The 15,213-nt window shown below is 69.9% G+C and carries 10 protein-coding genes; 4 read left to right on the top strand and 6 right to left on the bottom strand.

Translation table 11 applies throughout. The annotated features are described in order from the left end of the window. Positions 1-42: 42 nt before the first annotated feature. The 4 genes from cydD to hisC form a co-directional block, all read right to left on the bottom strand. The gene (gene cydD, locus P8A18_RS16745) at positions 43-3,564 is read right to left on the bottom strand and encodes a thiol reductant ABC exporter subunit CydD (protein ID WP_306055564.1); all 3,522 of its coding nucleotides are present in this window, start codon (positions 3,562-3,564) and stop codon (positions 43-45) included. Between the two features lie 45 nt (positions 3,565-3,609). Then, positions 3,610-4,611: a cytochrome d ubiquinol oxidase subunit II gene (gene cydB / locus P8A18_RS16740; protein WP_306055562.1), complete on the bottom strand. Its 1,002-nt coding sequence runs from the start codon at positions 4,609-4,611 to the stop codon at positions 3,610-3,612. Positions 4,612-4,629: 18 nt separating this feature from the next. Then, positions 4,630-6,138, bottom strand: coding sequence for a cytochrome ubiquinol oxidase subunit I (locus P8A18_RS16735; protein ID WP_306055559.1), 1,509 nt, complete (start codon positions 6,136-6,138; stop codon positions 4,630-4,632). A 240-nt stretch (positions 6,139-6,378) separates the two neighbouring features. Beyond that, positions 6,379-7,458: a histidinol-phosphate transaminase gene (gene hisC, locus P8A18_RS16730; RefSeq protein WP_306055557.1), complete on the bottom strand. Its 1,080-nt coding sequence runs from the start codon at positions 7,456-7,458 to the stop codon at positions 6,379-6,381. Positions 7,459-7,829: 371 nt separating this feature from the next. Between hisC and P8A18_RS16725 the strand changes: the two genes are divergently transcribed. The 3 genes from P8A18_RS16725 to P8A18_RS16715 all read left to right on the top strand — a co-directional run bounded on the left by P8A18_RS16725 (position 7,830) and on the right by P8A18_RS16715 (position 11,167). Beyond that, complete coding sequence (locus tag P8A18_RS16725) at positions 7,830-8,942, top strand: LacI family DNA-binding transcriptional regulator (protein WP_026250053.1); 1,113 nt, start codon at positions 7,830-7,832, stop codon at positions 8,940-8,942. A gap of 173 nt (positions 8,943-9,115) precedes the next feature. Then, complete coding sequence (locus P8A18_RS16720; protein WP_306055554.1) at positions 9,116-10,174, top strand: metallophosphoesterase; 1,059 nt, start codon at positions 9,116-9,118, stop codon at positions 10,172-10,174. Between the two features lie 180 nt (positions 10,175-10,354). Further along, positions 10,355-11,167, top strand: a complete 813-nt coding sequence (locus P8A18_RS16715) for a hypothetical protein (RefSeq protein ID WP_306055552.1) — start codon at positions 10,355-10,357, stop codon at positions 11,165-11,167. Positions 11,168-11,267: 100 nt separating this feature from the next. Here the strand turns inward: P8A18_RS16715 and thiC are convergent, their stop codons facing one another. After that, the gene (thiC, locus tag P8A18_RS16710) at positions 11,268-13,061 is read right to left on the bottom strand and encodes a phosphomethylpyrimidine synthase ThiC (RefSeq protein WP_306055549.1); all 1,794 of its coding nucleotides are present in this window, start codon (positions 13,059-13,061) and stop codon (positions 11,268-11,270) included. A 199-nt stretch (positions 13,062-13,260) separates the two neighbouring features. Here thiC and P8A18_RS16705 point away from each other — a divergent pair, with 199 nt between their 5' ends. Beyond that, positions 13,261-14,595: a YibE/F family protein gene (locus P8A18_RS16705; protein WP_306055547.1), complete on the top strand. Its 1,335-nt coding sequence runs from the start codon at positions 13,261-13,263 to the stop codon at positions 14,593-14,595. An 80-nt stretch (positions 14,596-14,675) separates the two neighbouring features. Here P8A18_RS16705 and P8A18_RS16700 read toward each other — a convergent pair whose 3' ends face one another. Next, entirely contained in the window at positions 14,676-15,113 is a 438-nt protein-coding gene (locus P8A18_RS16700) for an SsgA family sporulation/cell division regulator (protein ID WP_114245561.1), read from the bottom strand. Positions 15,114-15,213 lie beyond the last annotated feature (100 nt).

The raw sequence follows: 15,213 nt of genomic DNA, 5'->3' as shown, positions 1-15,213 counted from the left end.
CCTATTTGCAAGGGAAAGTCGGAATCCTGGTGTGCGGCCCGCTCAGGACCGCGCACCCACCACCGCGCCCGGCTCCCCCACGCTCTCCCTCTCCCGCGCCAGCATGCGGCGCAGCGGCCCGTCCACCGATGCGAGTACGTCGTACGGTCCGCGCTGGACGATCGCGCCGGCGTCCAGGACCACCACCTCGTCGACGGCCTGAAGACCGGCGAGCCGGTGCGTGATCAGGACCGTCGTACGCCCTGCGGTCGCCGCAAGCAGGTCCGCGGTGAGGGCGTCGGCGGTGGGCAGGTCGAGGTGCTCGGCGGGCTCGTCCAGCACGAGGACGGGGAAGTCGGCGAGCAGGGCACGGGCCAGGGCGAGCCGCTGGCGCTGGCCGCCGGAGAGGCGGGCGCCGTGTTCGCCTACCAGGGTGTCCAGCCCGTCCGGCAGCGCCTCCGCCCAGTCGAGCAGGCGGGCCCTCGCGAGGGCGTCGCGCAGTTCCGGCTCGGCGGCGGCCGGGCGGGCGAGCCGCAGGTTCTCCCGGAGCGAGCTGTCGAAGATGTGGGCGTCCTGGGCACACAGCCCGACGAACCGCCGGACGGTGTCCCCTTCCAGGGCGGACGCGTCCACCCCGCCGATCCGGTAGGCCCCCGCCCGCGCGTCCAGGAAGCGGAGCAGGACCTGGGCGAGCGTGGTCTTACCGGACCCCGAGGGGCCCACGACGGCGATGCGGCGGCCCGCCTCCAGCGTGAGGTCGACGGAGTCGAGCGCGTCGTGCCCGGCTCCCGGGTACCGGGCAGAGAGCCCGCGCACCTCCAGCGGCAACGGAGTGGCCGGCGCCGCGACCGGGGCATCGGGCTCGCGGACGGGCACCGGGGCGTCCAGCACCTCGTACACGCGCTCCGCGCTCCGCTTCACCCGCTGCCGGTACTGAACGGCGAGCGGCAGTCCGGTCACGGCCTCGAAGGCGGCCAGCGGGGTCAGGACGACGACGGCGAGTTCCACACCGGCGAGCCGGCCGTCCGCCACCGCGGGCAGGGAGACGAGTGCGGCGGCCACGACGGTGAGGCCGGCGATCAGCGCGGTGAGGCCACTGCCGAGCGCGGTCGCGGTCGCCGCGCGGGAGGCGAGCCGGGTGAGGACGGCGTCGGCCGCGCGCGCCCTGGCCGTGCGTCCGGGGAGGGCACCAGCGACCGTCAGCTCAGCCGTCCCGCCGAGCAGATCGGTGATCCGGGTGGCCAGGTCGGCGCGTGCCGGGGCCAGGCGCCGTTCGGTGCGGCGGGCACAGGCACCGCTGACGAGCGGGACCCCGATCCCGGCCAGCAGCAGACCGGCGGCCAGCACGAGGCCCGCCTGGGGGAGCAGCCAGCCGGTAAACCCGACGGTCGCGGCGCCCACGAGGACGGCTGTCCCGGCGGGCAGCAGCCACCGCAGCCAGTAGTCCTGCAGCGCGTCCACGTCCGCGACCAGCCGCGAGAGCAGGTCACCGCGCCGGGTCCTGCGCAGACCGCCGGGCGCGATGCGCTCCAGGCTGCGGTACACGGCGACGCGCAGCTCGGCGAGCATCCTCAGAACCGCGTCGTGCGAGACGAGCCGCTCGGCGTAGCGGAAGACCGCCCGCCCGATGCCGAAGGCACGGGTCGCTGTGACCGCGACCATCAGATACAGGACGGGGGGCTGTTCGGAGGCGCGGGAGATCAGCCAGCCGGAGACCGCCATGAGTCCGACGGCCGAACCCAGGGCGAGGCTTCCCAGCAGGAGGGCGAGCACCAGTCGGCCGCGCTGTGCGCCCGCGGCCTCCCGGACCCGGGTGAGCACGTGCCCGCGCCGGTCCGTGGTCTCGCGCAGCGCCTCGGGCTCGTGCGCCGGTTCGGTGGACCGGGTGTCATCGGGGGCGCTCGCGGGGCGAGGTGTGGCCCCGATCGCCTCCGGGGCCGACGGTCCGGGCGCCTGGCCCGTCAGGGTCACCACCCGGTCCGCGACCGTCAGCAGCGCCGGCCGGTGCACCACCAGCAGCACGGTCCGGCCGGCGGCCAGCCTCCGTACCGCCTCGACGATGCCGGCCTCCGTCTCGCCGTCCAGGCTCGCGGTCGGCTCGTCCAGCAGCAGTACCGGGCGGTCGGCGAGGAAGGCGCGGGCGAGCGCGAGACGCTGACGCTGGCCGGCGGAGAGCCCCGCCCCGTCCTCCCCGAGAAGGGTGCGGTCGCCGTCCGGGAGTTGCCGCACGAAGTCGTACGCCCCCGCGTCGCGCAGAGCGGCCGTCACCGCGCTGTCGTCGGCGGCGGGGCGGGCGAGCCGCACGTTCTCCGCGATGGTGCCGGCGAAGAGGTGGGGGTGCTGCGGCACCCAGGCGATGTGCCGGCGCCAGTGTTCGAGGGAGAGGTCCGCCAGATCGGTGCCTCCGACCCGTACCCGGCCCTCGTCGGGGACCGTGAACCCCAGCACCGTGTTCAGCAGGGTGGACTTGCCGACCCCGCTCGGACCGACCAGGGCGACGGTCTCCCCCTCGTCCACCACCAGCGAGGTCGCCGCGAGCGAGGGCTCAAAGCGCCCGGCGTGCCGGACGGTCACCCGGTCCAGCTCCAGCCGCAGCGAACCGGGAACCTCCTGCGTACCGCTCGCGGGGGGATCGGTCTCCAGGACGGCGAAGATCTCCTCGGCTGCCGAGAGCCCCTCGGCGGCGGCGTGGAACTGTGCCCCGACCTGCCGGATCGGCAGATAGGCCTCGGGGGCGAGGATCAGGACCAGCAGGCCGGTGTAGAGGTCGAGCTCGCCGTGGACCAGCCGCATGCCGATGGTGACGGCCACAAGGGCCACCGAGAGCGTCGCGAGGAGTTCCAGGGCGAAGGACGACAGGAAGGCGATGCGCAGCGTGCGCAGGGTGGCCTGCCGGTACTCCGAGGTGATCCTGCGGATGGACTCCGCCTGGGCCTTGGCCCGGCCGAACACCTTCAGCGTCGGCAGCCCGGCCACCACGTCGAGGAAGTGCCCGGAGAGCCGGGAGAGCAGCCGCCACTGGCGGTCCATCCGCGACTGGGTCGCCCAGCCGATGAGGATCATGAAGAGGGGAATGAGCGGCAGTGTGACGACGATGATCGCCGCCGAGACCCAGTCCTCGGTGACGACCCTGGCGAGCACCGCCGCAGGCACCACCACCGCGAGCCCGAGCTGTGGCAGGTAGCGGGCGAAATAGTCGTCGAGCGCGTCGATCCCCCGGGTGGCCAGGGTCACCAGCGAGCCGGTGCGCTGCCCGCTCAGCCAGTCCGGGCCCAGCTCCGCCGCCCGGTCCAGCAGACGTCCGCGCAGTTCGGACTTGACCGCCGCGCCGGCCCGGTGGGCGGCCAGCTCGGTGAGCCAGGAGACCAGGCCCCGGCCGAGCGCGACCGCAGCGAGCAGAAGGAGCGGGGTCCGCAGCCCGCCGGCCGCGAGCCCGTTCTGGAAGCCGCCCACCACGATCTCGGCGACGAGCATGGCCTGGGCGATGACCAGCGCCGCCCCGGCCACGCCGAGAACCACCACGGCCACCATGAACAGGCGGGTGGCACGGGCGTGGCGGAGCAGACGCGGGTCGATCGGTTTCACGTGAAACACCCCATGCGGCTCGGCTCGGTCAGGACACTTGCTGCGTCAGTGCGCGTCGGCGATGTGCTGCGTGCCGATCCGCTTGCGGAACACCCAGTACGTCCACCCCTGGTAGAGCAGGACGACCGGAGTGGCGATCCCGGCGCACCAGGTCATGATCTTCAGCGTGTACGGGCTGGACGAGGCGTTGGTGACCGTGAGGCTCCAGGCGTCGTTCAGCGAGGACGGCATGACGTTCGGGAAGAGCGTCAGGAACAACATGGCGACGGCGGCGGCGATGGTCACACCGGAGAGTGCGAAGGACCAGCCCTCGCGCCCCGCCGCGATCATCACGATCGCGCCGACCAGCGCCACCGCGGCGATGACCATCGCGATGAGGCTGTATCCGTCACCGTTGTCGAGCTGGGTCCAGATCAGGAAGGCGAGCGCGACCACCGCCGCGACGGCACCCAGCTTCAGGGCCAGCTTGCGTGCCCTGGCCCGGATGTCCCCGACCGTCTTCAGTCCGGCGAACACCGCGCCGTGGAACGTGAAGAGGGAGAACGTGACCAGGCCGCCCAGGAGCGCGTACGGGTTCAGGAGGTCCCAGAAGTTGCCCACGTACTCCATGTCCGCGTCGATCTTCACGCCGCGCACGATGTTGCCGAAGGCCACACCCCACAGCACGGCGGGGATCAGCGAGGTCCAGAAGATCGCGTTCTCCCAGTTGGTCTGCCACTTCTCCTCCGGCCGCTTCGCCCGGTACTCGAAGGCCACGCCGCGCACGATCAGACAGAGCAGGATGATCAGCAGCGGCAGGTAGAACCCGGAGAACAGCGTGGCGTACCACTCGGGAAACGCGGCGAAGGTCGCGCCGCCGGCGCTGAGCAGCCAGACCTCGTTGCCGTCCCAGACGGGCCCGATCGTGTTGATCAGCACCCGCCGTTCCTTGCGGTTCCTGGCCAGCAGCTTGGTGAGGACCCCGATCCCGAAGTCGAATCCCTCCAGGAAGAAGTAGCCGGTCCAGAGGACGGCGATGAGCACGAACCAGACGTCGTGGAGTTCCATCTCTCGGCTCCTGCGCTCTCAGTAGGAGAAGGCCATGGGCCGGTCGGCGTCTTCGTGGTCGCCGCCGATCCGGGTGGGCGGGTTCAGGTCGTCGTCCGTGAGCTCGGGGGGTCCGGCCTTGATGTACTTCAGGAGCAGCCTGACTTCGATGACCGCGAGCACCGCGTAGAGCGCGGTGAAGACGATCAGCGAGGTGAGCACCTCGCCCTGGGAGACACCGGGGGAGACCGCGTCACGGGTCCGGAGCACGCCGTAGACGACCCAGGGCTGGCGGCCCATCTCGGTGAAGATCCAGCCCCAGGAGTTGGCGATCAGCGGGAAGAGCAGGGTCCACAGGGCGACGATCCAGTAGCACCGGGCCAGCCGTGGGCTGAGGGCCTTGTTCCGGAAGAGGACCAGATTCGGCACCTCGTCCTCACCGGTACGCATCGCCTCGGGCAGCATGAACTTCTTCCGGGTGAGCCACAGCCCGAGGATGCCGAGGCCGAAGGAGGCCATACCGAAGCCGATCATCCACCGGAAGCTCCAGAAGGCGACCGGGATGTTGGGCCGGTAGTCGCCGGGCCCGAAGCGCTCCTGCTCCGCCTTGTTGATGTCGTTGATACCGGGGACGTACGAGTGGAAGTCGTCGTCGGCGAGGAAGGACAGAACGCCGGGGATCGAGATCTCGACGGAGTTGTGTCCCTTGCTGACATCTCCGTAGGCGAAGATCGAGAAGGGTGCGGCGTCCTCCCCGTCCCACAGCGCCTCGGCCGCCGCCATCTTCATCGGCTGCTGCTTGAACATCACCTTGCCGAGCTGGTCACCGCTGACGGCGGTGAGGAGGCCGGAGATCACCACGGTGATCAGGCCCAGCCGCAGCGAGGTCCGCATCACGGGGATGTGCTTCTTGCGCGCCAGGTGGAAGGCGGCGATGCCGACCATGAACGCCCCGCCGACCAGGAAGGCGGCGGTGAGGGTGTGGAAGAACTGGGCGAGCGCCGTGTTCTGGGTGAGCACGTGCCAGAAGTCGGTGAGCTCGGCGCGTCCGCGTTCCTTGTTGATGCGGTAGCCGACCGGGTGCTGCATCCAGGAGTTGGCCGCCAGGATGAAGTACGCGGAGAGGACGGTGCCGATGGACACCAGCCAGATGCAGGCGAGGTGGATCTTCTTCGGGAGCTTGTCCCAGCCGAAGATCCACAGACCGATGAAGGTGGACTCGAAGAAGAAGGCGATCAGCGCCTCGAAGGCGAGCGGCGCCCCGAAGATGTCGCCGACGAACCGCGAGTAGTCGGACCAGTTCATCCCGAACTGGAACTCCTGGACGATGCCGGTGACGACACCCATGGCGATGTTGATCAGGAAGAGCTTTCCCCAGAACTTGGTGGCCCTGAGGTACTTCTCCTTGTTCGTCCGCACCCAGGCGGTCTGCAGGCCGGCTGTGAGCGCCGCGAGAGAGATCGTCAGAGGAACGAAGAGGAAGTGGTAGACGGTCGTCGTACCGAACTGCCATCGCGCCAGGGTCTCCGGCGCCAGAGCTAGCTCCACGTCGTCTTCTCCTTACGTCATCGCCGTCGTGCCGACGATTTGTCCGTGAAATCCAACGGATCACGGGAGGAAGCAGGACACGCTTGTGAACGCGTTCACATTCACAAGCAATTATGGCGCACACCTTGTCGGGATCTTCGCCCGGGGTCCCCCTCTCCTCGCGCACCCCGCGTCGGGCACGCGAAAGGGCCCCGTACCTCGTGCGCGAGGTACGGGGCCCGGCCGGCCGGAAGGCGCCGGCTACAGCTCCTTGCGGTACGACTCCGTCACCTTCAGGAACAGATCGTTCGCCTCGTCCTCGCCGATCGTGACGCGCACGCCCTCACCCGCGAACGGCCTGACCACCACACCCGCCTTCTCGCAGGCGGCCGCGAAGTCGAGGGTGCGGTCCCCCAGCCGCAACCACACGAAGTTCGCCTGCGACTCGGGCACCGTCCACCCCTGCCGCGCCAGCGTCTCCTGCACCCTGCCCCGCTCGCACACCAGCGAGCCGACCCGGCCGAGCAGCTCGTCCTCGGCTCGCAGCGAGGCCACCGCCGCGTCCTGGGCGAGCTGGCTGACCCCGAACGGCACCGCCGTCTTGCGCAGGGCGGCCGCCACCGGCTCGTGCGCCACGGCGAAACCGACCCGCAGCCCGGCCAGCCCGTACGCCTTGGAGAACGTGCGGAGCACCGCCACATTGGGCCGGTCCCGGTAGATCTCGATACCGTCGGGCACCTCGGTGTCGCGGATGAACTCCCTGTACGCCTCGTCCAGCACCACGAGGACATCGCCCGGCACCCGGTCGAGGAATCGTTCCAGCTCGGCCCTGCGCACGACGGTGCCGGTCGGGTTGTTCGGGTTGCAGACGAAGATCATCCGCGTACGGTCGGTGATCGCGTCCGCCATCGCGTCCAGATCGTGCACCTCGCCGTCGGTCAACGGCACCTTCACCGAGGTCGCGCCGCTGACCTGCGTGATGATCGGGTACGCCTCGAAGGAGCGCCAGGCGTAGATCACCTCGTCACCCGGGCCCGACGTCGCCTGGAGCAGCTGCTGCGCCACACCGACCGAGCCGGTGCCGGTGGCCAGGTGCGAGACCGGCACGCCGAAACGGTCCGAGAGCTCGTTCATCAGCCCGGTGCAGGCCATGTCCGGGTAGCGGTTGAAGTGCGCCGCCGCCGCCAGCGCGCTCTCCATCACGCCCGGCAGCGGAGGATACGGATTCTCGTTGGAGGACAGCTTGAACGCGGCCGGTCCGTCCACCGACGCCGGTTTGCCCGGCACATAGGCGGGAACGCCGTCCAGTTCGGCGCGCAGCTTGGGGCTCGTCTCGCTCACCGCAGGTCCTCCTCGACCGTCCGTTCACATCAATACTGCTCACCTTATGAGGATTGAGCCCCGCTGCGAACGGGTGGACAGTGGATTCGTCCGGTGGACCCCGGAATGAGGGGGAGCGCGCCGGGCCGTGGCGTGCGCCGGTGGCTCACTCCGTGGCGCGCGTCCCTCGAAGAGGTGAGTTGAGACCTCTTCGAGACATCGATCGGTCGCCAGGCCTATCAGGCCGGACGCATGACACATGACGGTTCAGCTCAGCAACGCCCTTGCTTCACAAGGCATTTGACGCCTGATGACCATGCAGAAACGTGCCTGTCAATGGGTGCATATGCGACCGGCCCAAGGGTCCTTCCGAGCCCTACTATCGGCTCGCCATGACAGCAGCAGGGAAGCACCAGGTGAGCCGGACGGAGACCCCCCGGCGCGGCGGCAGGCAGGGACGTGCGGGAATCCGCGATGTGGCCGCCGCCGCCGGCGTCTCCATCACGACCGTGTCCGACGCCCTCAACGGCAAGGGCAGGCTCCCGGACGCCACCCGCCGCCATGTCCGCGAGGTCGCCGAGCGTCTGGGCTATCGCCCTTCCGCCGCGGCCCGCACGCTCCGTACCGGGAAATCGGGCCTGATCGGCCTGACCGTGACTACGTATGGGGATGAACCTTTCACCTTCACCGAATTCGCGTACTTCGCCGAGATGGCGCGAGCGGCCACGTCCGCGGCGCTCGCCCGCGGCTACGCCCTCGTCATCCTCCCGGCCACCTCGCGCCACGACGTCTGGTCGAACGTCGCCCTCGACGGCACCGTCGTCATCGACCCCTCCGACCAGGACCCGGTCGTCACCGAGCTGGTGCGCCAGGGACTGCCCGTCGTCTCCGACGGCCGGCCCGCCGGGTCGCTCCCGGTCACCGCTTGGGTGGACAACGACCACCGGGCCGCCGTGCTCGACCTCCTCGACCACCTCGCCGCCGCCGGGGCCCGCCGTATCGGCCTGCTCACCGGCACCACGACCGACACGTACACCCGGCTGTCCACCAGCGCCTACCTCCACTGGTGCGAGCGCGTGGGGCAGGACCCGGTGTACGAGTCCTATCCGGCGCACGACCCGTGCGCGGGCGCCGTGGCCGCCGACCGGCTGCTGGCCCGCCCGGACCGCCCCGACGCCGTCTACGGGCTCTTCGACCCCAACGGCACGGATCTGCTGGCGGCCGCCCGCCGCTACGGGCTGCGTGTCCCCGAGGACCTGCTGCTCGTCTGCTGCAGCGAGTCAACGGTCTACGCGACGACCGAGCCGCCCATCACGACGCTCTCGCTGAAGCCGCGCAGAATCGGCACGGCGGTCGTCCAACTGCTCATCGACGCCATCGAGGGCGTCGACCACGACGGTCCGTTGGAGCGGGTGATACCGACGGAGCTCATCGTCCGGACGTCCTCGCAACGCCGTCCGCCCCGCACCACGGTCAGTGCGCCGCGTTCCCCGGCAGGGGATTGATCAGCCCAATTGGGACCAATCGACCCATGAACCTGGCATGCGGAAGGATTCACCACCCCTGGTGCGTCACAGAGCACGATCCGCATTCCTATGATGGGCGGACGACACCGCGGACCGACCCGACCAGCAGGGCCCGTCAGGTGTACGGCGGCGCGACGGTGGTGGAGGGGTCGATGACACAGGGGGCCGGTCAGGAACCCGTGGTGCGGACGGCGACGTTGCGCGACTTCCGCGTACCGCCCTATGCGCAGTCGCCTGCGCCGCCCGCCTCACCCCACCCGGGAAATGCCTTCCCGGGTGGGGAGCCGCCGGAGGGGTACACGCCGACGGCGCGCGACCTTCCCGTCATCAGCGTCAATCAACCCTCCCAGGTGCAGGCCGTGCCCGAACCGCGCCCCACCTCGGAACCGGGTCTCGGTCCGCTGTACGTGGTGGGCGATGTCCACGGCTATCTGGACGAGCTCGTCGCCGCCCTCGGCGAGCAGGGCCTGATCGACGCCGACGGCCACTGGTCCGCGGGCAACGCCCGGCTCTGGTTCCTCGGTGACTTCACCGACCGGGGGCCCGACGGCATCGGCGTCATCGACCTCGTCATGCGGCTCTCCGCCGAGGCGGCGGCCGCCGGCGGCTACTGCAAGGCCCTCATGGGCAACCACGAGCTGCTGCTCATCGGCGCCAAGCGGTTCGCCGACACCCCGGTGAACTCCGGCGCGGGCACCGCCACCTTCCAGGCCGCCTGGCTGCTCAACGGCGGCCAGAAGACGGACATGGAGCGCCTCCAGGACGTCCACCTCCAGTGGATGTCCCGGCTCGACGCGGTCGTCGAGGAGGACGGCCACCTGCTGATGCACTCCGACACGACGGCGTACCTCGATTACGGCTCCACCATCGAGGACGTCAACGACACGGTCCACGCCATTCTGACGCGCAACGACGCCGACGAGTGCTGGGACCTGTTCCGCAAGCTGACCAAGCGGTTCGCCTTCCGCGACGAGTCGGGCGCGCAGGCCGTCCAGGAGCTGATGTCGGCGTACGGCGGCCGACGCGTCGTCCATGGTCACAGCCCCATTCCGTATCTGACCGGCGAGGTCGGTTCGGAGGACGGCGAGGACGGGACCGGCCCGCAGGTCGACGGTCCGCATGTGTACGCGGACGGGCTCGCCATCGCCATGGACGGCGGGGTGACCATGGCCGGAAAGCTACTGGTCGTCCAACTGCCGCTGCATGACTGACGTGCCCGGGGGAAGGCGCGTCCCGGCCTGACCACACCGAGCACCGGGCTAATTCTGGAAACCCTCTGTCACCCCGCGCGGTGAGCGCTCTACCATCGGCGTACCAGTAGCAGGCTCTCCTCCGTTTCCGCCCAACTGCCCGGCCAGAGCGGGCACACAGGCCCGACGGAGCATCGGGGGATGCACATGAACAGCGCTCCGCACCTGCTGACCGAGGACCGGCCCGAGTACGAACGGCTCCTCGACGACGCACTGCGTCACGCTCATGAACGACCGGAACTGGCCGCACTAGGCGAACGCCTCAACGCGGTCCAGTTGCGCACCATGGCGCTGGCGGCCGTCGCCCTGATCACCGCCACGGCCGCCACCGAGTACGAGCACTACGTGAAGACCCGCGACGAGGTCCGTGCCGCGCTCTGCGACCGGGACGCGGCCCGCGCGCCGGACGATCCCGGCCGGCCCGGCGCCGGCATAGGCGCCGTCGTCACCGTCCTGGCGCCGATGCTGGCCGGCACCGCGGCGCTCATCTTCCTGCTGGTCGGCTACATCCTGAAGATGCTGGAACCACCACCGGAGTTCGCCACCACCATGGTCGGCGCCGGCTGGTTCTTCGCCGCCGTCACCGCTGCCGCCATCTTCGTCGCCGCCGTCGGTCTCCTGGTCGCCGCCCTGCGCAACGGCTCGACGTCACGAGCGGCCCGGGGAGCCGGCGAGGCCCTGCTCGACGACGTGGCCCAGGCCAAGGACGCCTGGCGGCAGGCCCTGCTGGAGCGGGGCATCCTGCCCTTCCTGCGCGACGCGCTCGCCCAGCCCGCGGCCGGCCCCGCCGCCCCGGCCCCGTACCGTCCGGCCGGCCGTCTGCCGAAGATCGGCTACAGCAGGCCGGACTTCGCGGGTCCGGACGACGGCCCGGCCGCGGCACCCCGTCCCACGTTCACCAGTCCGGACTTCAGCAGCCCCGACTTCGGCGGCCCGGAACACGAGCTGGACTGACCGGGCGAGCGCGGGCCGGGGCCTGGGACTGAGGCTGGGGGCCCTGGGGCTGGTCCTGAGGCTGGGGCTGGGCCGGGGCCGTACAGCGCCTCGGGCCGGGTCAGTCGGCCAGCGGCAGGTACACCCGGTTCCCTCCCGCCGCGAACTCACGCGACTTCCGGAGCATCCCCTCGGCGATCTCCTCGGCCGTCGCCTCCGCGTCCGCCGACGCACCGAACTGCTCGGAGATGCTGTGGCTGATCTTCATCGAGCAGAACTTCGGGCCGCACATCGAGCAGAAGTGCGCCGTCTTCGCCGGTTCGGCCGGCAGGGTCTCGTCGTGGAACTCCCGTGCCGTGTCCGGGTCCAGCGCCAGATTGAACTGGTCCTCCCAGCGGAATTCGAACCGGGCGTCCGACAGCGCGTCGTCCCAGTCCTGCGCCCCCGGGTGCCCCTTCGCCAGATCCGCCGCATGGGCCGCGATCTTGTACGTGATGACACCGGTCTTCACATCGTCCCGGTTCGGCAGGCCGAGGTGCTCCTTGGGCGTGACGTAGCAGAGCATCGCCGTCCCCCACCAGGCGATCATCGCGGCGCCGATGCCCGAGGTGATGTGGTCGTACGCCGGCGCGATGTCGGTGGTCAGCGGGCCGAGCGTGTAGAACGGCGCCTCCTCGCAGATCTCCTGCTGGAGGTCGATGTTCTCCTTGATCTTGTGCATCGGGACATGCCCCGGGCCCTCGATCATGGTCTGCGCCCCGAACCGCTTGGCGACCGTGTTCAGTTCGCCGAGCGTGCGCAGTTCGGCGAACTGCGCCTCGTCGTTGGCGTCCGCGATCGATCCGGGGCGCAGCCCGTCGCCCAGGGAGTACGTCACGTCGTACGCCGCGAGGATCTCGCAGAGCTCCTCGAAGTGCTCGTACAGGAACGACTCCTTGTGGTGTGCCAGGCACCACGCCGCCATGATCGAGCCGCCCCGGGAGACGATGCCGGTCTTCCGGCGGGCGGTGAGCGGCACGTACGGCAGGCGTACGCCGGCGTGCACCGTCATGTAGTCGACGCCCTGTTCGGCCTGCTCGATGACGGTGTCCTTGTAGATCTCCCAGGTCAGCTCCTCCGCCAGGCCGTCGACCTTTTCGAGGGCCTGGTAGAGGGGAACGGTGCCGATCGGTACGGGTGAATTGCGAAGTACCCACTCACGGGTGGTGTGGATGTTGCGGCCGGTGGAAAGGTCCATGACCGTGTCGGCGCCCCACCTGGTCGCCCACGTCATCTTGTCCACCTCCTCCTCGATGGAGGACGTCACCGCGGAGTTGCCGATGTTGGCATTGACCTTCACCAGGAACCGCTTCCCGATGATCATCGGCTCGATCTCCGGGTGGTTGACGTTGGCCGGCAGCACCGCGCGACCGGCGGCGATCTCCTCGCGCACCACCTCCGGCGCGACGTTCTCCCGGATCGCGACATACTCCATCTCCGGGGTGATCTCGCCCCGGCGGGCGTACGCGAGCTGCGTGACGGGCCGCCCGTCCCGGCTGCGCCGCGGTCGGCGCGGGCGACCGGGGAAGACCGCGTCCAGATTGCGCAGCCCACCACGCGGCGAGGTGTGCTTGAGCCCGTCGTCCTCCGGGCGTGCGGGGCGGCCCGCGTACTCCTCGGTGTCGCTGCGGGCGATGATCCAGTTCTCCCGCAGGGGTGCGAGTCCGCGGCGGACGTCGGTCCCGATGGCGGGGTCGGTGTACGGCCCCGACGTGTCGTACAGCGTCACGTCGTGGCCGTTGGTGAGGTGCACCTGGCGGACCGGCACCCGGATGTCCGGGCGCGGGCCCTGGACGTATCCCTTGTGCCAGCCGATGGACTTCCCGGCCTCGTCGCTCCGATTGGAGGCAGGCGTGCGTGTGTCCGATGTGGTCATGAGACCTACTCCCTACGCCGGCATTACCCGGTAACAGGTTCGGCGGTCGGCGCAGCATGCCCCGTACGGTCGTCGTACGGCGGTCAGCGCCCTCTCAGCCCGGTGCTCCGAGCTCCCGCGTGTGCAAAGGTGCCACCACGCTAGCGGTCGTCGGGGCGACCTGAACAGGGGGCCTCCTTCTTCTTGCGATGATCGGCCGGTGACGCCCCCTCATCGCGACTCAGAACCGCAGGGCCATCAGCAGCACACCCATACGCACAGCCATGGCCCCGCCGCACCCGTGTCCGCCCATCTGCGCAAGGTGATCGCCGCCGTGCTGATCCCGTTCGCGGCCGCCGTGCTCGTCGGTCTCGTGGCGCTCTGGCCGGGTGGTGCGCCCGCGCACGAACGGACCGGTGTCGGTTTCGACCGGCAGACCCAGCAGGGAAAGGTGGTGAGCGTCGTCAAGGTCGACTGCAAGGACGTGAACGCCGCTCAGCTCCCCGTCAGCGGCGAGACCACCCCGCCCGCCGAGGACCGGTCCACCGGCAAGAACCTCTGCGAGAAGGCCACCGTCGAAGTCACCAGCGGCCCGGACCAGGGGCGCAGATTCATCGAGGTCGTCCAGCCGGACGCTCCCCGGCAGCTACGGAAGGGGCAGGGCGTGGTGGTGGCGTACGCCCCCGACGCACCCCATGACCTCCAGTACTCCGTGACGGACGTGAACCGGAAGTTCCCTCTGGTACTGCTGGCCGGGATCTTCGCCCTCGCGGTGGTGCTCGTGGGCAGGATGCGCGGAGTGATGGCCCTGGTCGCGCTCGCCCTGTCGTTCGCCGTGCTGACCCTGTTCATCCTTCCGGCCATCCTGCAGGGCTCGAACCCGCTCCTGGTGGCGGTCGTCGGGGCAGGCGCGATCATGCTGATCGCGCTCTACATCTGCCACGGGCTGACCGCCCGCACCTCCGTCGCCGTCATCGGCACCCTGATCTCACTGCTGCTGATCGGGCTGCTCGGCTCGCTGTTCATCGGCTGGGCGAGCCTGAGCGGGAACACCGACGACAACACCGGCCTCATCCACGGCCTGTATCCGCACATCGACATGAGCGGCCTGCTGCTGGCCGGCGTCATCATCGGTTCCCTGGGCGTGCTCGACGACGTAACGGTCACCCAGACGTCGGCGGTCTGGGAACTGCGCCAGGCCAACCCCACCATGAGTGCGAAGCAGCTCTACCGGGCAGGCATCAGGATCGGACGCGATCACATCGCCTCGGTGGTCAACACCCTGGTGCTCGCCTATGCGGGCGCCGCGCTTCCCCTCCTGCTGCTGTTCTCGGTCGCACAGAGCAGCGTGGGGACGGTCGCCAACAGCGAGCTGGTGGCGGAGGAGATCGTGCGCACGCTGGTCGGCTCGATCGGACTGGTCGCCTCCGTGCCGGTGACGACCGCGCTCGCGGCGCTGGTCGTCTCCGCGGACCGCACGGGGGTCGGCGCGGAAGCCGGAGCTTCGGCACCCGTGCGGAGCGGAAGGGGACGGCGCCGGCGGGCGAAGCCCTGACCGGAACACGGAGCGTGATTCACCCGTTCGGCAGGTGTCGTGTTCGAGCGGCATGAGGGGCCCTGAGGACACGGCCCTCGTCAGCCGGCGTTCTGCTCTTCGGCCAGAATGCGCCCCAGCGCCTCCTCCAAATTGCCCTCGAAATCACCCAGAGTGCACTCCTGGCCAAGCGGAACCAACTTGTCCGTCCGGTCGAGGAAGGCGACCAGGGGCGCCGTGCCCGCCCGGAAGAGCGCCCGGTCGGCGCCTACCTGCAGCCGGATATGGACATCTGACAACCCTTCGGGCTCGGTCGGCCCGATGTGTACATCGCCGTCTCCGCTGGGGCTGTTGAGGCCGTCGAGCAGCAGCTCACGGCCGAAGGCCCAGGTGACGGGGGCGTCGCCGGGCAGATGGAAGGTCATCCGGATCGCGTACGGATCGCACACTTCGTACCGGAGCTCCACCGGGATACGGAATGAGAGCTCCTCGGAGACGAGGAAGCTCATCATGACCTCAGCTTGAACCGACTCGCGCATCGTTCAACCCCGCAGTAGATGAATCTGGCCAGGAATGATCCCCCATGGCCCTATTGACGCCATCGTGGTGCACGCGATAGCAGATCACAAGGAGTGATTT

Source organism: Streptomyces sp. Mut1 (genome assembly GCF_030719295.1).
Lineage (GTDB): Bacteria > Actinomycetota > Actinomycetes > Streptomycetales > Streptomycetaceae > Streptomyces > Streptomyces castrisilvae.
This window is presented reverse-complemented; position numbering and strand designations above follow the sequence as displayed.